Raw genomic sequence first — 18,357 nt, forward strand, 5'->3', positions numbered from 1 at the left:
GTAAATCGTCGGTTTGCTAACACCGTGGCGTTTGGCCACTTCCACGACCGTGTCTTTGTCTGTTTCTCTCAGGATTCGAACAATCTGTTCATCACTGAATCGGGCTCGTTTCATGTCGTCTCTCACTTCGTTGAGAGACCATTGTAATTAAGTCACGTCGGGTAGAGAGCTCTAGGGCAATTCAAGTGGCAATACGTAAATTTAGATGAAAATGCCTCAGGTTTCGAATACTCATGTTCTACTTTCTGTGGGGATTTAAGGGTCATCAAACACTCAAATCAAATATTTATGAGGGTTACGGGGATTTCGCAAGGCCTGCTAATTATCATCATATTTGTTAAAAATAAATTCGACTTTAGAGCTGTACATTTTATCCCAGCTCATGCCACTAACGGTGAGTGCGGCGGCCTCACCGAGTTCGCTACAGAGCATTGGGTTGTCAATGAACCGTAGTAGAGTTTGAGCAATTTGGTCTGTTGATGTTGGATCAACCATTTGAAAACCAGGCAGACCGTTCAAGAGTTCCGCAGCGCCAACGCTATTAGACAGAACTACAGGTCTTTTACGTGCTGCTGTTTCAAATACTGCTAATCCCCAGCTTTGATCGATATTGATGAATGCAAAAATATGGCAGTTTGCTATTTCGTGATCTAACTCCTCATCGCTTATATTTTCTCGGACGGTGAGAGGAAGCTCATGTGAGATCGCTAGATTACGAATTTTTTCAGCATATTCAGGTCGAGCGCGAGTATCGCCTACTATAGTTAACTCAACACTCCTTCTTGATTTTGCAGCCGCAATTGCACAAGCCTCTACTAGGCGTTCGTAATTGCGGTAACCAAAGAAAACACCAGTAGACAGTACGCGAAACGGTGACATGTGTGGCAGTGACGTGTTTAGGGCTTGCGTAGGTAAATCGACGCCACAGTACAGCAGCTCAGCATTAATACCTAGGTGCTGATGAACACGCATCACATTTTTGCCAACATTTACGGTGATGTGATCAACCATACGGGCCATTAACTGGTTGAACAGTCGAGCAATCGGGTGATGCCAACGAGCAGATAATTTCGCGCTGTTTCCCAATCGAAAAGAATGATGAAGATCATTGATCTGCCAGACGTAGCAGCGGGCTCGTTTACGAAGCCATGAAGTGAAGAAAAATAATAATCCACCGTTGTCGTGAATATTCAATACATCAAATTTGGTAAGTTTAAATGCAAGTAGAATCGGCGCAAGGCGTCGGAATAGCCTGCTTAAACGGGATTTTGGTCGTTCATCATACAATGTCACTATATCAATGTTTTCAAAATCTGGAAAAGTCTTGACGAGATTAAATATGGGTGTAAATAGTTGAACCTTATGTCCTTGTTGAACTAAATATTGTGTAAGCCGCAATACCTGCTTGTGTGTCCCACCCTTGACATCTAGCTCACTTACGTATATCGCAATTTTCATAGGTATTTCTTTACTTCTTTCATCCATGCATTAGCGAGGTGTACCTCTTCATTAATTACCACTCCAATATGGCGCAACTTCTCCCAGGCGGTTAGAACAAATTCGTCCAAAGCCATTGCTTCAATTGTTTCAAGTGCAGTGACAATTTCTTCATTGCGTAGATAGCCAACCACCTCGTCACTAAAATCCCGCATGAGATTATGCTCGTTGCGTTCCTGTACCACTGTGGCAGCCCGAAAAGCAATTTTCTTGCCCTGTTTCCAGAGTCCGGCCTGGGCTACGAATGATCGCCAAATATCCGTCATACGAAAGCTCACATGACATGGCAGATACAGCGCAGGAAAGGCCTCTTTGAAGAATAGAGTATTCTGCGAGTTAAATGAACACCATGTACCGTTGTCAAGTAACACCGGTGTGCGCTGTCTGAAAATAAGTGGTTTTTTGAAAAGCAGTCGATAAATTGCATCCACATCCGGATCGCCATCAGCTAAAAACTGCTGAATAGGTGCCGATTCAGTGACTACTTCTTCAGTTAAATGACCACCCTCGTGAATGGAGTCTAAAGGATTCCCTCGAGGCCATATGAGCTGATCTGAAAAGTGTTTATAAACATTCGACCATCGAGTTCCACCCAGACGTTGACCTGTAACTTCACGCGAAATATTAGTTCCAAAATATTGTCCAGGAATGTTGTCATCATCAGTCTCTAGAATGACATCTGCTCCTTGTTGAATTGCATACAAGTACCCAAGGTTTTTTCGGCAGTAATGATTTGCGGGGGTATCTCTAGCAAGGTCACCAAAGTTTTTAAGTTGTTGTTCATACGAAAAATAGTTGATGCCTGGGCTTGACCAGTCTGCTGGCGTTTTTCGATCACCAACTACCACACAACGCCAACCTAACTTGGTCATTTCGCTTATGCGGTGAATCGCCTTAGTGGGCGAGTTGATTGTTGTTATGACAATCCATTTCTTCATAATTTACTCTTTAATAGTCGATGAATAAAAACTGTTTCTGTGATGCCAACGATGAGCGTAAATGAGATGATTGTTCCTATTATTGGTCCGTAAAGTCCGATAGAACCTGCGAGATAAATTTTTAATCCTGTCCCGACAATTAACATTACTGATGCCACTGCTATTTGTAGGTGTAAAATTTGTAAGCCGTTGAGCAGCATGGCCATGCACTGTCCATACCCTTCGAGTATTACCCAAATAGCTAGCAGCCACAATAATTGAGCGGGAGCTTGAACTTTTTCACCCGTCCATATATCAAGAATTATGTTGCCAATCATTACGAGTAAGGTTGCCAAAAAAATGCTTGCGATCATACTACGTTTGAGGTTTTCTAGGTAGGCACTTCTGAGCCAATTAAAATCTCCTTTGGCTTTCGCGTCAGCCACTGCAGGCCACAAGGGCCCTAAGATCAAACTGTTAACCATCACAACAATACTAAACATGCGCCATGTAGTAGCATAGGTCGCCACATCGTCTGGGCTAGCCACAGTAGTCAAAATAACGTTATCGGAGTTGTATACGATTGAGACAGTAATCTGCAGTAGGAAAAACAGACCAGCCCCCTTAAGAAGAGAGGTAGTTAAATCATAATCAATGTTTCCACTTAACTTTATGTCGGGATAATGTTGTCGTAGGTGATGCAAGCTATAGCTCCCGTATACCACTACCATTAACAACACATAGCCAAGCACGAAGACGGCCAAGTCGGCTGCTTGCCAAGCTAATAGTGCTGCGAAACCTAAATATGAAAGGGAGAATGCAAGTTGTAGGATCGTAGCTGAGCCCGCTCGTTGATGAGCAAAGAGCAGACGCTGCACAAAAGTCGCAGGAATCACAAGTCCGTAGCACATTACAAAACTGGCCACTAAGTCGATATGGCTTGCCAGGAAAGATCCGGAACGCAAGGCCATCGCCTCCAACATTCCAGAAAAGTAAAATAAGCTACCGACGAACAGAAAAAAAACGGCGATGCTACCTAGTACAAGATAAGCATGGCGAACTATCCGTGTAGCCCGTTCGTGATCATCATGGGCCAATGCTTCTGTAACTCTGCCCATGGCGCTATTTCCAATTCCGAAATCTAGGAATTGCATCATTGTCAGCAATGATGTGGTTGTTGCCCATATTGCAAAGTCACTGATACTTAGCGCTGACATTACTAATGGCACCGTGGCTAAGTTTGCCCCGATTGATAAAGCTCGCGCCAGAAGACCTGTCTTGGCAGCTTTGTCAATAAGGTGCTGACGGCGGTCAGCAAGATATTTTGATCTCATTGGTGACTACCGATTTGGCTTGATTTAAACACACAAAAGTTTCCCATGGCTTGAGATAGATTTCTGATTGACTGTGATTACTTATGGTGGCCCCGATCTGATCTGACAGTTTCCGTCTAGAGCAGACCTCGTTTAGTCGGACCATTTTTGTGAAATGTTAATAAATACCTAGCCCTGCGGATTAAGCAGCCAATGCTGCAACCTGGTTGACGAAATACACCTCGTCTGGGGTTTTGCAATCTAAGGCTTGAGGGCCTCGAGCTACATTGTAAAGTTCGACGTACTCATGTAGGAGTTTTTTGACCTCCGATGTTGTTTCATAGGCCCGAAGGTACACCTCTTTGTATTTGATCGCGCGCCAGAATCGCTCGATCACCACATTGCCACGCCAACATCCCTTGCCATCCATGCTGATTTGTGGACTCGCCCCCGTATTACAGGGCCATCGGTATTAGTTAATTGACTTCGGCTTTTCCCGGAATCTCCGAGGAGGCAGGTACCCCAAAGCACTGTGAGGGTGCTTTTCATTGTAATGTTCAAACCACAACTTTAAATCACGCATGACCGTCTGCGAGTCAGGCCGATTGGCCAGACGAGCATAGTCACGTTTGAACGTCTTCACAAAGCTCTCGGCCATGCCGTTGCTTTGCGGGCTTTCCACCGGCGTTCTGACGGGTTTGAGCCCCAGTTGTTTTGCAAAGGTTCTGGTTTCAATCGCGGTGTAACAAGAGCCATTGTCCGACAGCCATTCAATGGGAGTTTGCGCAGTACTGCCCGCGCCAAACCGATATTCCACTGCTTGCATCATCAAATCTCCAACCAGGCCAGCGTCAATGCCTTTGGTGGTTGCAACCCAGCTCATGACCTCACGGTCACAGCAATCCAAGGCAAAGGCCACTCGAACTTTCTCACCGTTGTCGCAAGACAGTTCAAATCCGTCCGAGCACCAACGAGTGTTGCTGCTTTGAACAGCCACTTTTCCGTCGTGCCTACGCGTATCCCTAGGCTTACTGCCATGCCGAAACAACAACAAATTGTTGTCTCGCATTACTCGGTAAACCCGTTTATGGTTAACCAGTCGTGGACTACCATCGACCCCTTGAAACTTCAGAATCGCCCACACACGGCGATAGCCGTAAGTGGGCAGGTCTTTGGCAACGCTGATGATGTCACTGAACAACTGGTCGTCATCAGGCCTGGGGTGCGCCTTTCGACGGTCAACCCAATCAGCTTTTCTGGTTCTCAGAGCGGTTATGTGACTGCGCGAAATGCCAAGGACAAAACAGACCTCTCTTACTGGTCGTCCCCGGGCAACAAGGGCGAGTGCGCAATCCACTTTCGGCTTTTACCGTACTCAACCGCTTCCTTGAGAATTTCGTTCTCAAGCGTTTTGCGGCCCAGCGCAGCTTCCAATTGTTTGATGCGCTTCAAAGCTTCTTTCATTTCAGAAGCTGGTACCACTGGTTCGTTGGCGCCAACCGCAACCAAAGAACCGTCTGTATATGATTTGCGCCATTGGAACAACTGGCTGGCAGTGATGCCCGCTTCGCGGGCCACCAAGGAAACCGTTTTACCGGCTTGGTATGTTTCCTGGACCAAAGCCAACTTCTCCGAGGGTGTCCAGCGCCGTCGGCGCTGGACACCCGTAATCACTTCAACCCGCTCGGGCTTGCCATCTGAACTCATAGTCGTAAACATAGATGTATTCCTAGTCCTAAGTTTAAGGAATACCTCCGGCACTGTCATTCAGGGGGCAAGTTCAATGTATATAGAGACCGAGACCTTTAAGCATTTCCATTAAATCCACGCTGGTAAATTGACTGCACTGATCAGTGTTGCCGATCTCGGGCTTGCCATATTTGATTATCGATTCTTGAAACGTTTCAACGCGGAAATCCGCATGCATGGTATTGGACAGCCTCCGAATGTGCACTTTCCTGCTAAACCAATCAATTACTGTACATAAATAAAAGGGGCTGCGTTTCGTGGGAAGGTTGCTGATGTCCAGTGCCCAGGCCTGATTGGTCCGATCCATTGGCAGTGTTCCAATCAAATACGGACAGATCTTGTGCTTGGGGGGGCTTGCTGGTGTTAGGCTTGCAGTAAATAGCTTGAATGCCCATTCTGCGCATCAAGGTGAAGACTTTGTGCTCACCAACACCTGCAAATCCCTGCCGCAGCAACAAGTCACTCATCATGCAACTGCTCGCATACGGTCGGTCCAAATTCAAACGATCCATCGCTGCCATCAGCGAGAGGTTAGCATCAGAAGCCGGCATAGGCTTGTATACGCATCGACCTAGCCATACAAAGAATCTTGGCCTGCCCATCTACCGGCAACTCATGGTTCGGGTCAATAAGCGCTTTGCGCTCAGCAACGCAGCCCTGGTTGCGCGCTTTCTAAAAAATCGTTCTCCAGTTTCAGCTCACCAATTTTTGCAGACAACACTTTCTCATCGGCTGTGGGCTCTGGGCCTCCGGAGGCACCCTAAACTTAGGAAGCACCTTGCAGCAAATCGGCTTTCCACGTGCAATTTGGGTGGGTACACATCGCATTTCTGGGCAATACGAGGAAGATTAAAGCTTTGAGAGTTGTTAATCCCCGACTTGTTCTATTTCAGACCTGAGATTTTCGATCTCCATTCGCAGCGCCTCGTACTCTGCCAGTTTCCGCTTCAAAAACCGCCCAGTCAGCGCCGCCTTCTCTGCGATACCCTTTGGGGTCAGCACATACACATACCCAAACTTGTTCTTGCTCTGCGCAAAGTTCTGCATCTTCACCAACCCTTTCTCCTTCAGGGCCTTCAGGCAATAATTCAGTCCGCTGGTGCTCACGCCCAGGCGTTCGGCCAGTTCACGCTGGGTAAGGTCCGGGTTTTCATCCAGAATTCGCATCACCCTGTACGCAGTGTCTTCTTGAAGTTGTTGTTGCCGGCTGGCCATGTTGGGGCGGGTATTTCCAGTGTTGGGCACGCTACCGCCCTGCAGTGTCGCGGTCGGCATTCGCGGAAATAAGAATACGGTTTGGGGGGCAATACTTTTTGTACAAACTTGAACAATTAAATCACGCCCGTGCGGCACTTTGGGGTCAGACTCTAATTTTTCGCACTAAATCGGTGCTTTTTTGCGTCCCATATTTCGGTGACACCCAACGCAGCACTTCTCACCCTGTCAGAAATTTCCTTACAGTTTGGCCTTCTACAATGCCTGGAAGGTGCTTCGTGCCACTCAAATGTCTCCAAAACTTGGCTGTGGCGGTGCTGGTTTCTACCACTGCGGCTTGCTCAACATCGCCCGTTTCATCCACTGCACAGCAGGTGGCTGAAGGTGGACAGCAGTATGTGTCCACCCTCAAAAAGGTCAACGTTTTGGCGCTGGACCATTCTCTGGAATTTACCGCCGACCTGCTACCCAACCTGCAGCGCACCCAGAGCACTTTGGAGGAGCAAACCCAGACCATGCGCGAACGGGCTCAAGCGGTGAGCCTGGTCAATGCCTATCTTGATTTGCAAGCCCAATACTTTGCACAACTTCAAGCCCTGGCCAAAGGGGACCAAACCGCTGCCACCCAAAAAAATGTAAAGGCGTTGGCCGATGCCTTGGGGGTGGTGCCCAATCTACCGGGTTTGGCTGCACCCATTAAAAACAGTGTGGCCAGCCTGGCGGGGCATGTGGCCACTGCTGCACACAACCGCGAAGTGGCATTGGTGTTGCAACGGGATGCCAGTGTGGTGGGGCAGGCTTTGCTGTTCAATCAGCAGGTGCTGGACGAGCAAATACAGTGGATGACCTTTCGGGAGCAACTGGCCCGCGAAGTGGCTTATCGCGACAACGTGGAAAAGCCCTACCTGGCCGAGAAAAAACTGGGTGAAGCTTGGAAGAAGGCGTGGATGAGCAGCATCAAACCGCCGCCCAACATTGCACTGCTGGAAGAGGCGCGGCAAGCTAGCCTGCGCATGCAGCAAGCTTGGCTGGACGTGCTGCGCGGCCAGGGCAATATGAACCAGTTGAGCGGCGTGTTCACCGAGCTGCAAGCCAGCATTCAAACCCTTCAAACGCGGCAGGCAAACCCATGAGCAACTCCACCGTCAACACCGACCTTCAACAACTGCGCAAGCACACCCAGGATGTGTTTGCGGCCCTCTACCGAATTGACATTGCTGAACTCAACCCAAGCCAGCGCGAACAACACCAGCAGCAGCTCAGCATGGCCTACATGGCTTTGGTGAAGCTTGAGAACGCCCAATTGAGCCAACTCACCCAGGAAGCGAAAGCGAATTTGGTGGCGTTGCAAGCTGCCATGGCCAGCCTGGCTCAGCGCGTTGACAAAGCCAAGCATACGACGGATGTGTTGACCACCGTGGCCAAAGGTCTGGATGCACTGAGCGATGTGTTGAAGTGGGTGGGGTAAAGCATGCCCCAAACCTGCACCGCAAAATTTCCCGCCTGTGTCACGCAGTACTTCACATTGCGCGAGCTTACAGTGACCAGTACGGGCTTAGCAAACCAACCCGAATCCCCAATCATCATCGCCAATTTGCGTGAATTGGCGATGAACATTCTTCACCCGCTGTTTGAGGAGTTTGGCCCGCGGCTGACCATCAACAGCGCGTATAGAAGCGCTGCGGTGAATAGGGCTGTAGGCGGCTCAGACACCTCGCAGCACCTCACTGGCCAAGCGGCTGACTTTGAGGTTCGGGGGATGAGCAATTATGACTTGGCGTGTTGGGTGCGGGACAATCTAAATCATGGCCAGTTGATTTTGGAACACTTCACCCCCGGAGTGCATTCCTCGGGTTGGGTCCATTGTTCGTTTCAGCCTGTTCGGGGGCAACGTGAGGAAAAGACCAAATTCAAAAATTCTCGCAAGCTACATGATGGAATATTGTTTACCGAGCCAGCCAACATCATCAGGAAGTTATCGTGATTCGACGCTTTAAACACATCGTGATTTCATTTGCTGCTGTTGGCCTTTTGTCATGCAACAAGCCTTTAGAGGGCAGTGTTCATGCTGCACAAAAAAGTGAGAACTGGTTGTTTGGCCAATGGGCTACGTACACCGATGATGGGTTTGACTTAACAAAAGCCTGCGAAAGGCCCGATAGCCAGTTTGGAAAACAATACCTTTACTGGCGCGATGAGGTTGAGGGTGATCTCGATGAGGAGTTGAACAAGGTTGACGAATATCGGATAGAAGGTGGGTTGGTTAAGGCGCACGTTTCAACACAAACAAGCCGCAGTGCCTATGTTCAAAAAGACGGTTTCATGTATTTTGAGAAAGTGGCGGAGAATGTTGTGAAGATGGTGGATTGGAAATATCCGAATCGATCGCCTTTGTTGTTCAAATGCCCGTCTTCACCCATTCCGTATTCCGCCGATGTGGCACCCACCCCACCCAAGTACGACAACATTGAACCGGGCATTATTGACAGGCCTAGAAGCTAGGGGTGTTTTAGAAATCTGCCAATTCATAGCTGGTGCTGCGGCCCCCAGCGGCTGCATGCGGCCGAATGTAGGAATAACCGCCGCTTTTCATGCGGTGATTGCATGGGTTATTCACCGCAGGGTCAACTGGGCTTGACGCCCTGCCTTAATCATGACTTGAAGCGTGTTGTAATTCCTCGCTTCTAACGGTTTATATTCCAAAATTAACAGGGTTTCATTCCTTGATTTACGGTACCATATTCCTTAATTTACGAAAAATTAAAACCGATGGGCAACCCCTCACTTTACCCGCGTCGCATTCAGTCGCGTTTGATAGAAGCCCTGGCCGATACCCCAGTGGTGCTGTTGACTGGCCCGCGTCAGTCGGGCAAAACCACTTTGGTGAGGGGAATCACCGCTGAGGGTATGCGCTACCTGACATTGGACGACCAACTGACCTTGATGTCTGCCCAACAAGACCCCGTCGGGTTCATCCGGGCCTTGGACCGTGCGGTCATTGATGAAATACAACGTGCGCCAGCATTGTTGTTGGCGATCAAAAAAAGTGTAGACGAGGACCGGCGGCCTGGGCGATTTTTGCTTACTGGTTCGGCCAACCTAATGGCCTTGCCGACTGTGGCCGACTCGCTGGCTGGTCGCATGGAAAACCTGTTGTTGATGCCTCTGTCCCAGTGTGAGGTCGAGGGGCATTCTACAAATTGGATCGACAGTGTGTTTGACGGTCGAATTCCCCAACCTGGTCAATATTTGGCTGAAATGAATTTGGTCGATCGTGTGCTGCGCGGTGGCTATCCTGAAGCGATTGCAAGGCCAACATCCAGGCGCCGAACCGTTTGGGCACAACAGTACATCAATGCACTCATTCAGCGTGACGTTCGTGACATTGCGGCTATTGAAAAGCTGGATCATTTACCGCGCTTTCTGAGTGCTCTGGCCCAGATGGCTGGCCAAATGTGCAATTACACCCAGCTTGGCGCACAGCTTGGCTTGGACAACAAAACCGCATCGAAGTACGTCGGTGTATTTGAGCAAATGTATTTGCTAAAGCGAATAGAAGTGTGGGCTCACAATCGACTCAATCGGGTTCTTAAAACGGCCAAATTGCAATTCATTGATTCCGGCCTTTTGGCAATGTTGCAGGGTTTGACAGCCAATGAGGTTCAACAAAACAGAACACGGTTTGGTAATGTGCTCGAATCGTTTGTTTATGGTGAGTTATTGAAGGCAACAACCACTTCGGAAGGCGTTTATTCCTTGATGTATTACCGCGATGCTGACCAGGTGGAGGTCGATATTGTGATTGAAAATACTGTCGGGGATTTGGTGGGTGTGGAAGTAAAGGCCTCTGCAACCGTAAAGGACAGTGACCTGCGGGGTTTGAGAAAACTCTCTGGCCTGGCAGGTAGCAAATTCAAGATGGGTATTGTGTTGTACGACGGCGATGACACATTGCCGTTGGGCAATAACCTTTGGGCTGCGCCGCTGGCTACTTTGTGGGGGCGACCGTAGAGGGGAGTGGAGTTTTGGCGGGCCAAGTGCTGCCCCGCAAAGCGCTATTGCAAACTGTTCAAGGCCAATATGTGTTGCATCAACTGCGCGGGCGGTATTTGTATCGCCATGCGTTCACAGGCTTTTAACAGCCGTTCTGGTTGTTGTTGCACCGCATGGATGGCCTTATTCAGGTCACTCAGAATGGAGTCGCCGTAGGCGCGTCTGGCTTTCTGGAGGCCCAATTCAAACTCAGCATGTGTAGGGTGCATCATGGCCAGGTCGATCAGGTCTCGGGTATTGACGGAGGGGTCTGCCCAGCGGTCGGAATTGGCCAACAGTTTGCTTGCAATGAGGTCTGTTTTACGCAGTGTGGCAACGCCGAGTATGTGCTCATCCGGGCCTGGGGTGTCCAACTCAATCCGACCTTCCAGCACGATTTCAAATTTTATGGGTGTCCCCATCACCAGTAGGCGGGTGCGAATGCCGTATTGATCGGACCGCAGTTCGCCAAATTGAACCCACTGACTGGCTGCTGGCAAAAACAAATCCTGAACGCTTCCACCGACTTTGCACAACTGCCGAAGTTGCCGGTAGTGGTCGGTATTCGACACCATGAAATCCAGGTCGACGGACTCGCGATATTCGCCGTACTGTAGGGCAATGGCTGTGCCCCCACCAAAGTAGCACTGGTGCTCTGCCAGTTTGGGGGCGTTAAGGCCTTGCAGCGCCAGTGCAATCAATTGATGGTGTTTACGGCTGAACATGCAACAAGGCCTCTTCGAAAGCTTGCTCAAGTAGGGTGATGAACTGTATTTCGGCTTCGCCCAGTGTTGCAACTTGAACATGGCGCCAGTTGTTTTGATACAGCTTGAACGCAGCCTGCAAGCTGATTTCCGCATTGTCATGGTGCTGCCATGCCAATTTTTGCAATTCAGGATATTGAGTGACGCAAACCCGGCTCGGCAGCATGGGTGAATGGCTGTTCTCTTGCGGAGGTAAGGCGCCCAGTAGGCCCAGTGCAGCCATGGTATTCAGGCAGGCGCCCAACGTAATGCTGGTGCTGCCTTGTTCCAGGCGATGCAAGGTGACACGGGATATACCTGCCGCCAGCGCGGTTTGCGTGGCCGGCACCTTGAGCGCTTTGCGGCGGTTGGCGATAAATGCGCCAAGCCGCTGTGCGGCTGCGGCGGATTGTTCGAAGGTGTGAGCAATGTTTTTCGACATAATGTTTCTTATTATATGCAAAAATATTGTATTGTAAATAATAAGAAACAACTAAACTGTTTTGAGGTAACCCAACTCCTGCGCAACCCAACGCCAGCGGCGTGGGTCCTTTTTTACCGCAGCAAACCCAGCCCGGCTAAGCCCCAGCCGGCTGTGCGGTGCTTCCCAGGGCTGGCGCAAGCCCTGCGCATCCACATCGGCACGCAACGCCCACTGCAGGTGTTGCCCGGTTTGAAAGCTGCGCTGTCGCAAAGGCAGGTCTTCAAGCCATGGGGTTTGTGCAGCCAAAGTGCCCGCCCAAGCCACCACGCTGGGCACATTGAAAGCGCGGTGTGCATACACCAGCGCAGCACAGTCCCCCTGTGCATTCAGGCTGCTCAATAGCGGCACTGCAGCGCTGCCCAAGGTATCCAATGGCCGCCTGGCAAGTTCTGCCTCAGTGGTCCAACTTCGGGCTTGAACAAACGGCGCATCGGGGTTGGCAAAGGTAAGCGTGCCCAAAGTATTGGCCCCCACCAGGCTTAGCAACTCCAGTGGGCCCAGCGGCACCTCTGGGTACAGGCTTTGCAGCAGGGCGCAGCCAGCCGGGTTGGGCAGGTGTTGCTCAAACACCGGAAACAATTCAGGCCAACGGTACAGGTTTCGGCTGGGGGGCATGAGCACGCTCACGGCGGCTTGCTCGATGCTTCCGCTTGCGTAGTGAAACCAGTATTCACCGCTGTCTTCACAGCCCAGCCAACCACAGGGGCGGCCAGCATTGAACACTTGCAGCAGCTTGACTGGCCCGCCCAGGCGGGGCAGTTGCCGCAATAGCGGATACTGCTCCAGGCTCACGGTGTGAGCCCGTCGGTTTTGAAGTAATCAGCCGCGGAATACAGGTCGGGTGCCTCAGGCTTTCCCGCATGCAGCGCCAAGCCAAACACGCGCAGCACCCGCATGGCGGTGGCAAACGACACGTCTTCTCCCCGTTCAATGCGGAAAATCGTGTCCCGGCTCACGCCAGCCAGTTCGGCCAGTGTGTCGGCGGTCATTTTTCGGCCTTGGGCACCAGCGGTTTTCCGGTGGGTTTTCACCAAGTGGGCCAAGTCCAGCGGGTTTTTCAGGTTTTCAACCATTTCAAATAAAATGAAAAATTCAATAAATAATCCGTATACGGATTATTTAATGAATATATCAGACGTTTTTTGATTTGCGGGCACTAGCCAGTGTTCAGGGCTTTGACCTAAGCTTTGGCTCGTTATTGATCAATACATGCACACACCATGGCCAAAGTTGCGCTGATTACCGGCATTACCGGACAAGACGGGTCCTACCTTGCAGAATTTTTGCTCGCCAAGGGCTACGAGGTGCATGGCATCAAGCGCCGGGCGTCCCTGTTCAACACCCAGCGGGTGGACCACATTTACGAAGACCCGCATATGGAAAACGCCCGCTTTAAGTTGCACTATGGCGACCTCACCGACAGCTCCAACTTGACCCGCATTTTGAAAGAAGTGCAGCCCGATGAGGTGTACAACCTGGGTGCGCAAAGCCATGTGGCCGTGAGCTTTGAAAGCCCGGAATACACCGCCGATGTGGACGCCATGGGCACCTTGCGTTTGCTGGAAGCCATTCGCTTTTTGGGCCTGGAAAAGAAGACCCGGTTTTACCAGGCATCAACGTCGGAATTGTATGGCTTGGTGCAGGAAATTCCCCAAAAGGAAACCACGCCGTTTTACCCTCGCAGCCCGTATGCGGTGGCCAAAATGTACGCGTACTGGATTACCGTGAACTACCGCGAAAGCTATGGCATGTACGCCTGCAACGGCATTTTGTTCAACCATGAAAGCCCGCGCCGCGGCGAAACCTTTGTAACCCGCAAGGTAACGCGTGGTTTGTCCAACATTGCAGTGGGCCTGGAGCCTTGCCTGTACATGGGCAACATGGATGCGCTGCGGGACTGGGGGCACGCCAAAGACTATGTGGAGATGCAGTGGATGATGCTGCAGCAGGACCAGCCTGAAGACTTTGTGATTGCCACCGGCGTGCAGTACAGCGTGCGTCAGTTTATTGAGATGAGTGCAAAGGAACTGGGCGTGACCCTGCGTTGGGAAGGCACCGGTGTGGATGAGCGCGGCATTGTGGCCAAAGTAGACGGCAACAACGCACCAGCCTTGAAAGAAGGCGATGTGATTGTGCGCATCGACCCCCGTTATTTCCGCCCGGCGGAAGTGGAAACCCTGCTGGGCGACCCCACCAAGGCCAAGGAAAAACTGGGTTGGGTGCCCCAAATTACCCTGCAAGAGATGGTGGCCGAAATGGTGGCTGCCGACCTTGAAACAGCCAAGCGCCATGCCTTGCTGAAGCAGCACGGCTACAGCGTGGCGGTTAGCCGCGAATAAGGGGCTCACATGCTGAGCCTGAATTCAACAATTTATGTGGCAGGCCACCGCGGCATGGTGGGCAGCGCCATTGTGCGCCGCCTGCACACTTTGGGTTACCACAACCTGGTGGTGCGCACGCACGCGGAATTGAACCTGTGCAACCAGGCCGATGTGCAGGCTTTTTTTGATGCAGAAAAGCCCGATGCGGTGGTGTTGGCGGCAGCCAAGGTGGGCGGCATTCACGCCAACAACACCTACCCGGCCGATTTCATCATGGACAACCTGTTGATGGAATGCAACGTGGTGCGTGCTGCCCACCACAGTGGTTGCCAGCACTTGCTGTTTTTGGGGTCCAGCTGCATTTACCCCAAACTGGCGCCACAGCCCATGCGGGAAGACGCCCTGCTCACTGGCATTTTGGAAAGCACCAACGAGCCCTATGCCGTGGCCAAAATTGCGGGTATCAAGTTGTGTGAAAGTTACAACCGCCAACACGGCCGGGATTACCGCAGCGTGATGCCCACCAACCTGTACGGCGAAAATGACAACTTCCACCCGGACAACAGCCACGTGATACCGGCCATGATGCGCCGCTTCCACGAGGCAAAGCTGCGCGGCGATGCCGAGGTGGTGGTGTGGGGAACTGGCAAACCCATGCGGGAATTTTTGCATGTGGATGACATGGCGGCTGCCAGCGTGCACGTTCTGCTGCTGGACGAGGCCACTTACAAGGCCAACACCCAGCCCATGCTGAGCCACATCAATGTGGGCACCGGCGTGGACTGCACCATTGCCGAGTTGGCGCACACCATGGCCCGTGTGGTGGGCTTTGAGGGCCGCCTCAGCTTTGACACCACCAAGCCCGATGGCACCCCCAGAAAGCTGATGGACGTAACCCGGTTGAAATCACTGGGTTGGCAATATACGATTAATCTGGAGGATGGCTTGAAACGGACGTATGCCTGGTACCAGCAGAATGTGGACCAGGTGAGGCAATTGTAAAGGGGGCAAGCAGCCACATGGCCCACTGGTATGTGATGTACACGAAACCCCGCCTGGAAACCCAGGCTGTGGAAAACCTGGAGCGCCAGAATTACCGGGTGTTTTACCCGCAGGCCCGTGTGCGAAAGCGCCGGTCCACAGGCTTGGCCGAGGTGGTTGAACCGTTGTTCCCTCGGTACCTGTTTGTTCGGCTGGAAAGCGGGGTGGATGATTTTTCGAAGTTGCGGTCCACCAAAGGCTGCATTGACCTGGTGAAGTTTGGCGGCAAGGCCACGCCCGTGCCGCAAGCCCTGGTGGACTTGATTCAAAGCCAGTTGGCCGATGATGGTTTGCTCCACCTGGAAGCCCTGAACGGCATGCCCAAGGTGGGCAGCAGTATGCGGGTGGCCGACGGGCCGTTTGAAGGCTTGATGGCCACCATTGCCCAGCACAAGGGTGCAGACCGGGTGCTGGTGCTGCTCAATGTGTTGGGTGGCGAGCGCCGGGTGGTGTTGTCGGCCACCCAGCTGCAATCACCCTAGGCGCCGTGCTTACTTTGGGCGGTTCCAGTCGTTCAGGCAGTTGATGCGCACATCGGCCTTGGCCACTGGGCCGGTTTGGGTCAGGCTGCGGCTTTCGCCAGGCTGAATGTACAACTCGCTGCCTTGGCCACCAATGACCACATTGCACCGTTTGGGGTGCTTGGCGTGGTTGTTGGTGATTTTCACTTCCGTTTGTTCGCAGGTTTGGGTGATTTCAGCCAGGGTGGTACCGTCCTGCAGTTTTTGTGTGGCGGGCCCTTCCATGTTGCACAACGAGGCGGGTTGGGTGGTGTTTTCGCCGGAGGCTGGCGATTGGCCGGGTGCTGGCACCACTGCCACGCAGGCGCTTAATGCCAGGGCAGACAGGGTTAGCGCCAGGGGCGCCACAAGGCGGGAGAAGTTCGTGCGTGTCATGGGTTTGCAGTCCTCTGTCAACGATATAATCGGCCCAAGGCTTGGCGGTGAATGCAGGCCTGCTTAGGCTGGATCAGTATTTTTCTGTAATCCCTGAAGTGTAACCCGAACTTTTCCTGAATCATGACCCTACTGGTAACCGGCTCGGCTGGTTTTATTGGCTCCTGTTTTGTCCGTCAGCACCTGGCCGCGCACAGCGAGCCTGTGGTGTCGCTGGATGCCCTCACCTACGCGGGCCACCTCAGCACCCTGGCCCCGGTGATGGACAACCCGTTGCACACCTTCGTGCATGCCTCCATTGGCGACACTGACGCTGTTCAGGCGGTGCTGCGCACCCACAAGCCCCGCGCCATTCTGAACTTTGCGGCTGAAAGCCATGTGGACCGTTCCATTCTGGGGCCGGAGGCTTTTATTCAAACCAATGTGGTGGGCACTTACCGCCTGTTGGAATGCGCCCGCGCTTACTGGGCAGCCTTGCCCCACAATGAACAGGCCACCTTCCGGTTTCTGCATGTGAGCACCGACGAGGTGTACGGCACATTGGGCCCCAGCGACGCCCCTTTTGCAGAAACCAACCGTTACGAACCCAACAGCCCCTACAGCGCCAGCAAGGCCGCCAGCGACCATTTGGTGCGGGCCTGGCACCACACCTATGGCTTGCCGGTGTTGACCACCAACTGCAGCAACAACTACGGGCCTTACCATTTTCCGGAAAAGCTGATTCCCCTGTGCATCAGCAACGCCCTGGCGGGCAAGCCCTTGCCGGTGTATGGCGATGGCCAGCAAATTCGCGACTGGTTGTTTGTTGAAGACCACACGCGGGCCATTCGCACCGTGCTGGCGCAAGGGCAGGTGGGTGAAACCTACAACGTGGGTGGGTGGAACGAGATGGCGAACCTGGATGTGGTGCGGCTGATTTGTACCTTGCTGGACGAGCTCATGCCACGAGCCCGGGGCGGCAGTTATGTGGACCAGATTGCATTCGTGACCGACCGGCCGGGCCATGACCGCCGCTATGCGATTGATGCACGCAAAATTGAACGAACGCTGGGCTGGAAACCCCAGGAAACCTTTGAAACCGGCATCCGCAAAACCGTGCAGTGGTTTTTGAACAATCAGGACTGGGTTGCGCAGATGGTGCAGCGCCGGGACCAATAATTTTTTAAGGCAAGGGATACATCGTGGGAATACGCGTATTGGTGTTGGGCAGTTATGGACAACTGGGCCACACCCTAGGGCAGCACGCCAAACCCGCGTTGCTGGACACGCTGGACGCGTACGTGGGTGTGGACCGCGACACCCTGGACATGACCGACCCCGACCAGTTGATTTCAACGTTGAAGGATGTGCGGCCGGATGTGATCATCAATGCCGCGGCGTACACGGCGGTGGAACAGGCTGAAAAAGATGCGCACGCCGCTTTTGCCGTGAATGCGCACGCCGTGGGCGTGCTGGCCGAGCAAGCCAAAAAGCAGGGTGCAGTGCTGGTGCATTACAGCACCGACTATGTATTCGATGGCACAGCCACGCGCCCTTATGTTGAAACCGACGCGGTAAACCCGGTGAGTGTGTACGGTCAGTCCAAATTACAGGGCGAGCAGTTTTTGGAAGAGGTGGGCGGCCATTGGGTCAACTTTCGCACCAGTTGGGTGTTTGCCCAGCGGGGCGGCAATTTCTGCAAAACCATCTTGAAGGCTGCCAGCGAGCGCGACGAGCTCAAGGTGGTGGACGACCAGCGCGGTGCCCCAACACCCGCCAATTTTCTGGCGGAACTGGGTTTGCAAGTGGCCGGTGTGGTGGCCATGAGCCGGTACAAACAGCTGGGCAAACTGGCACCATCTTTTTTGCCAGACCACCCGTCGGAAGTGCCCAGTGGCGAAACCTTTCATGCCACGGCTGCTGGTGAAACCACCTGGTATGACTATGCCTGTTTTGCCATTGAGCAGGCCCACCAGCAGGGCTTGTTGACGCGTGTGCCCACCGTGTTGCGTGCCAAAACGCCCGACATGAACTTCAAGGCAGCACGGCCAGCCTATTCCGTGTTGGACAACACCAAATTGAAATCGGTGTTTCGCGTGAACCAGCCAGACTGGCAAAAAGCGGTGCGCAACCTGGTGGTGAACCTAGGCCCGGATTTTCAGTGAGCCTG

The 18,357-nt window shown here is 52.4% G+C and carries 24 protein-coding genes; 10 read left to right on the top strand and 14 right to left on the bottom strand.

Annotated features, from left to right (window positions below; genetic code table 11):
- The 9 genes from NQT62_RS13185 to NQT62_RS13215 all read right to left on the bottom strand — a co-directional run.
- The coding region (locus NQT62_RS13185; RefSeq protein ID WP_256765418.1) for a transposase at window positions 1-114 on the bottom strand (114 nt) is incomplete at its 3' end.
- 204 nt (window positions 115-318) lie between these two features.
- Window positions 319-1,458, bottom strand: coding sequence for a glycosyltransferase family 4 protein (locus NQT62_RS13190; protein WP_256765198.1), 1,140 nt, complete (start codon window positions 1,456-1,458; stop codon window positions 319-321).
- On the bottom strand, window positions 1,455-2,435 hold the full coding sequence (locus tag NQT62_RS13195) for an STELLO glycosyltransferase family protein (RefSeq protein ID WP_256765199.1): 981 nt from the start codon (window positions 2,433-2,435) through the stop codon (window positions 1,455-1,457). The genes NQT62_RS13190 and NQT62_RS13195 overlap by 4 nt, the downstream gene beginning before the upstream one ends.
- Window positions 2,432-3,748, bottom strand: a complete 1,317-nt coding sequence (locus tag NQT62_RS13200) for a lipopolysaccharide biosynthesis protein (protein WP_256765200.1) — start codon at window positions 3,746-3,748, stop codon at window positions 2,432-2,434. Before NQT62_RS13200 ends, NQT62_RS13195 begins: the two co-directional genes overlap by 4 nt.
- Window positions 3,749-3,929: 181 nt before the next feature.
- Complete coding sequence (locus NQT62_RS15540; protein WP_370569187.1) at window positions 3,930-4,157, bottom strand: integrase core domain-containing protein; 228 nt, start codon at window positions 4,155-4,157, stop codon at window positions 3,930-3,932.
- 42 nt (window positions 4,158-4,199) lie between these two features.
- Window positions 4,200-5,434 (bottom strand): IS3 family transposase gene (locus NQT62_RS13205; RefSeq protein ID WP_256765419.1). Its coding sequence is split into 2 segments (ribosomal slippage): window positions 4,200-5,089 and window positions 5,089-5,434, totalling 1,236 coding nucleotides; the frame shifts between segments, so codons are not numbered across the junction.
- Window positions 5,435-5,507: 73 nt separating this feature from the next.
- Window positions 5,508-5,783 carry a DDE-type integrase/transposase/recombinase gene (locus NQT62_RS15545; RefSeq protein ID WP_370569188.1) on the bottom strand — a complete coding sequence of 92 codons (276 nt, stop codon included), beginning with the start codon at window positions 5,781-5,783 and terminating at the stop codon, window positions 5,508-5,510.
- Window positions 5,698-5,946 (bottom strand): helix-turn-helix domain-containing protein, encoded by a 249-nt coding sequence (locus NQT62_RS13210; RefSeq protein ID WP_256765201.1) that lies wholly within the window; start codon window positions 5,944-5,946, stop codon window positions 5,698-5,700. Before NQT62_RS13210 ends, NQT62_RS15545 begins: the two co-directional genes overlap by 86 nt.
- Before the next feature lie 397 nt (window positions 5,947-6,343).
- Window positions 6,344-6,721 (bottom strand): MarR family EPS-associated transcriptional regulator, encoded by a 378-nt coding sequence (locus NQT62_RS13215; RefSeq protein ID WP_256765202.1) that lies wholly within the window; start codon window positions 6,719-6,721, stop codon window positions 6,344-6,346.
- A gap of 248 nt (window positions 6,722-6,969) precedes the next feature.
- On the opposite strand from NQT62_RS13215, the gene NQT62_RS13220 reads away from it, so the two are divergent.
- The 5 genes from NQT62_RS13220 (at window position 6,970) to NQT62_RS13240 (ending at window position 10,702) form a co-directional block, all read left to right on the top strand.
- Window positions 6,970-7,824 (top strand): hypothetical protein, encoded by an 855-nt coding sequence (locus NQT62_RS13220; RefSeq protein ID WP_256765203.1) that lies wholly within the window; start codon window positions 6,970-6,972, stop codon window positions 7,822-7,824.
- Window positions 7,821-8,159, top strand: coding sequence for a hypothetical protein (locus tag NQT62_RS13225; protein WP_256765204.1), 339 nt, complete (start codon window positions 7,821-7,823; stop codon window positions 8,157-8,159). The genes NQT62_RS13220 and NQT62_RS13225 overlap by 4 nt, the downstream gene beginning before the upstream one ends.
- Before the next feature lie 3 nt (window positions 8,160-8,162).
- Window positions 8,163-8,675, top strand: a complete 513-nt coding sequence (locus NQT62_RS13230) for a D-Ala-D-Ala carboxypeptidase family metallohydrolase (RefSeq protein WP_256765205.1) — start codon at window positions 8,163-8,165, stop codon at window positions 8,673-8,675.
- A complete protein-coding gene (locus tag NQT62_RS13235; protein ID WP_256765207.1) occupies window positions 8,672-9,193 on the top strand; it encodes a hypothetical protein in 522 nt (173 codons plus the stop codon). The genes NQT62_RS13230 and NQT62_RS13235 overlap by 4 nt, the downstream gene beginning before the upstream one ends.
- A 267-nt stretch (window positions 9,194-9,460) precedes the next feature.
- Window positions 9,461-10,702, top strand: a complete 1,242-nt coding sequence (locus tag NQT62_RS13240) for an ATP-binding protein (RefSeq protein ID WP_256765208.1) — start codon at window positions 9,461-9,463, stop codon at window positions 10,700-10,702.
- A gap of 44 nt (window positions 10,703-10,746) precedes the next feature.
- Here the strand turns inward: NQT62_RS13240 and NQT62_RS13245 are convergent, their stop codons facing one another.
- From NQT62_RS13245 to NQT62_RS13260, 4 genes are read right to left on the bottom strand one after another with little or no spacing between them, the layout of a single operon-like run.
- Entirely contained in the window at window positions 10,747-11,448 is a 702-nt protein-coding gene (locus NQT62_RS13245; RefSeq protein WP_256765209.1) for a nucleotidyl transferase AbiEii/AbiGii toxin family protein, read from the bottom strand.
- Window positions 11,435-11,908 (bottom strand): helix-turn-helix domain-containing protein, encoded by a 474-nt coding sequence (locus tag NQT62_RS13250; RefSeq protein ID WP_256765210.1) that lies wholly within the window; start codon window positions 11,906-11,908, stop codon window positions 11,435-11,437. Before NQT62_RS13250 ends, NQT62_RS13245 begins: the two co-directional genes overlap by 14 nt.
- A 51-nt stretch (window positions 11,909-11,959) precedes the next feature.
- Window positions 11,960-12,742, bottom strand: coding sequence for a HipA N-terminal domain-containing protein (locus NQT62_RS13255; protein ID WP_256765211.1), 783 nt, complete (start codon window positions 12,740-12,742; stop codon window positions 11,960-11,962).
- Window positions 12,739-13,023 (bottom strand): helix-turn-helix transcriptional regulator, encoded by a 285-nt coding sequence (locus NQT62_RS13260; protein ID WP_256765212.1) that lies wholly within the window; start codon window positions 13,021-13,023, stop codon window positions 12,739-12,741. Before NQT62_RS13260 ends, NQT62_RS13255 begins: the two co-directional genes overlap by 4 nt.
- A gap of 147 nt (window positions 13,024-13,170) precedes the next feature.
- Between NQT62_RS13260 and gmd the strand changes: the two genes are divergently transcribed.
- Genes gmd through NQT62_RS13275 form a run of 3 tightly spaced genes read left to right on the top strand, consistent with a single transcriptional unit; the run spans window position 13,171 to window position 15,794 of the window.
- Window positions 13,171-14,289: a GDP-mannose 4,6-dehydratase gene (gmd, locus tag NQT62_RS13265; RefSeq protein WP_256765213.1), complete on the top strand. Its 1,119-nt coding sequence runs from the start codon at window positions 13,171-13,173 to the stop codon at window positions 14,287-14,289.
- Between the two features lie 9 nt (window positions 14,290-14,298).
- Window positions 14,299-15,273 carry a GDP-L-fucose synthase gene (fcl, locus tag NQT62_RS13270; RefSeq protein ID WP_256765214.1) on the top strand — a complete coding sequence of 325 codons (975 nt, stop codon included), beginning with the start codon at window positions 14,299-14,301 and terminating at the stop codon, window positions 15,271-15,273.
- 17 nt (window positions 15,274-15,290) lie between these two features.
- On the top strand, window positions 15,291-15,794 hold the full coding sequence (locus NQT62_RS13275) for a transcriptional activator RfaH (protein ID WP_256765215.1): 504 nt from the start codon (window positions 15,291-15,293) through the stop codon (window positions 15,792-15,794).
- A gap of 9 nt (window positions 15,795-15,803) precedes the next feature.
- Here the strand turns inward: NQT62_RS13275 and NQT62_RS13280 are convergent, their stop codons facing one another.
- Window positions 15,804-16,208, bottom strand: coding sequence for a hypothetical protein (locus NQT62_RS13280; protein WP_256765216.1), 405 nt, complete (start codon window positions 16,206-16,208; stop codon window positions 15,804-15,806).
- A gap of 123 nt (window positions 16,209-16,331) precedes the next feature.
- Here NQT62_RS13280 and rfbB point away from each other — a divergent pair, with 123 nt between their 5' ends.
- Together rfbB and rfbD are read left to right on the top strand one after the other, a co-directional pair.
- Window positions 16,332-17,366, top strand: coding sequence for a dTDP-glucose 4,6-dehydratase (gene rfbB / locus NQT62_RS13285; RefSeq protein WP_256765217.1), 1,035 nt, complete (start codon window positions 16,332-16,334; stop codon window positions 17,364-17,366).
- 23 nt (window positions 17,367-17,389) lie between these two features.
- Window positions 17,390-18,352: a dTDP-4-dehydrorhamnose reductase gene (gene rfbD, locus NQT62_RS13290; protein WP_256765219.1), complete on the top strand. Its 963-nt coding sequence runs from the start codon at window positions 17,390-17,392 to the stop codon at window positions 18,350-18,352.
- Window positions 18,353-18,357: the final 5 nt, after the last annotated feature.

It is taken from the genome of Limnobacter humi (genome assembly GCF_024518835.1).
Lineage (GTDB): Bacteria > Pseudomonadota > Gammaproteobacteria > Burkholderiales > Burkholderiaceae_B > Limnobacter > Limnobacter humi.

What these genes read in the sequence shown, in the direction of transcription:
- NQT62_RS13190 (WP_256765198.1), bottom strand. Translation starts at nt 1,458, where the DNA reads ATGAAAATTGCGATATACGTAAGTGAGCTAGATGTCAAGGGTGGGACA.
- NQT62_RS13195 (WP_256765199.1), bottom strand. Translation starts at nt 2,435, where the DNA reads ATGAAGAAATGGATTGTCATAACAACAATCAACTCGCCCACTAAGGCG.
- NQT62_RS13200 (WP_256765200.1), bottom strand. Translation starts at nt 3,748, where the DNA reads ATGAGATCAAAATATCTTGCTGACCGCCGTCAGCACCTTATTGACAAA.
- NQT62_RS15540 (WP_370569187.1), bottom strand. Translation starts at nt 4,157, where the DNA reads ATGGATGGCAAGGGATGTTGGCGTGGCAATGTGGTGATCGAGCGATTC.
- NQT62_RS15545 (WP_370569188.1), bottom strand. Translation starts at nt 5,783, where the DNA reads ATGGATCGGACCAATCAGGCCTGGGCACTGGACATCAGCAACCTTCCC.
- NQT62_RS13210 (WP_256765201.1), bottom strand. Translation starts at nt 5,946, where the DNA reads ATGATGAGTGACTTGTTGCTGCGGCAGGGATTTGCAGGTGTTGGTGAG.
- NQT62_RS13225 (WP_256765204.1), top strand. Translation starts at nt 7,821, where the DNA reads ATGAGCAACTCCACCGTCAACACCGACCTTCAACAACTGCGCAAGCAC.
- NQT62_RS13230 (WP_256765205.1), top strand. Translation starts at nt 8,163, where the DNA reads ATGCCCCAAACCTGCACCGCAAAATTTCCCGCCTGTGTCACGCAGTAC.
- NQT62_RS13240 (WP_256765208.1), top strand. Translation starts at nt 9,461, where the DNA reads ATGGGCAACCCCTCACTTTACCCGCGTCGCATTCAGTCGCGTTTGATA.
- NQT62_RS13245 (WP_256765209.1), bottom strand. Translation starts at nt 11,448, where the DNA reads ATGTTCAGCCGTAAACACCATCAATTGATTGCACTGGCGCTGCAAGGC.
- NQT62_RS13250 (WP_256765210.1), bottom strand. Translation starts at nt 11,908, where the DNA reads ATGTCGAAAAACATTGCTCACACCTTCGAACAATCCGCCGCAGCCGCA.
- NQT62_RS13260 (WP_256765212.1), bottom strand. Translation starts at nt 13,023, where the DNA reads ATGGTTGAAAACCTGAAAAACCCGCTGGACTTGGCCCACTTGGTGAAA.
- gmd (WP_256765213.1), top strand. Translation starts at nt 13,171, where the DNA reads ATGGCCAAAGTTGCGCTGATTACCGGCATTACCGGACAAGACGGGTCC.
- fcl (WP_256765214.1), top strand. Translation starts at nt 14,299, where the DNA reads ATGCTGAGCCTGAATTCAACAATTTATGTGGCAGGCCACCGCGGCATG.
- NQT62_RS13275 (WP_256765215.1), top strand. Translation starts at nt 15,291, where the DNA reads ATGGCCCACTGGTATGTGATGTACACGAAACCCCGCCTGGAAACCCAG.
- NQT62_RS13280 (WP_256765216.1), bottom strand. Translation starts at nt 16,208, where the DNA reads ATGACACGCACGAACTTCTCCCGCCTTGTGGCGCCCCTGGCGCTAACC.
- rfbB (WP_256765217.1), top strand. Translation starts at nt 16,332, where the DNA reads ATGACCCTACTGGTAACCGGCTCGGCTGGTTTTATTGGCTCCTGTTTT.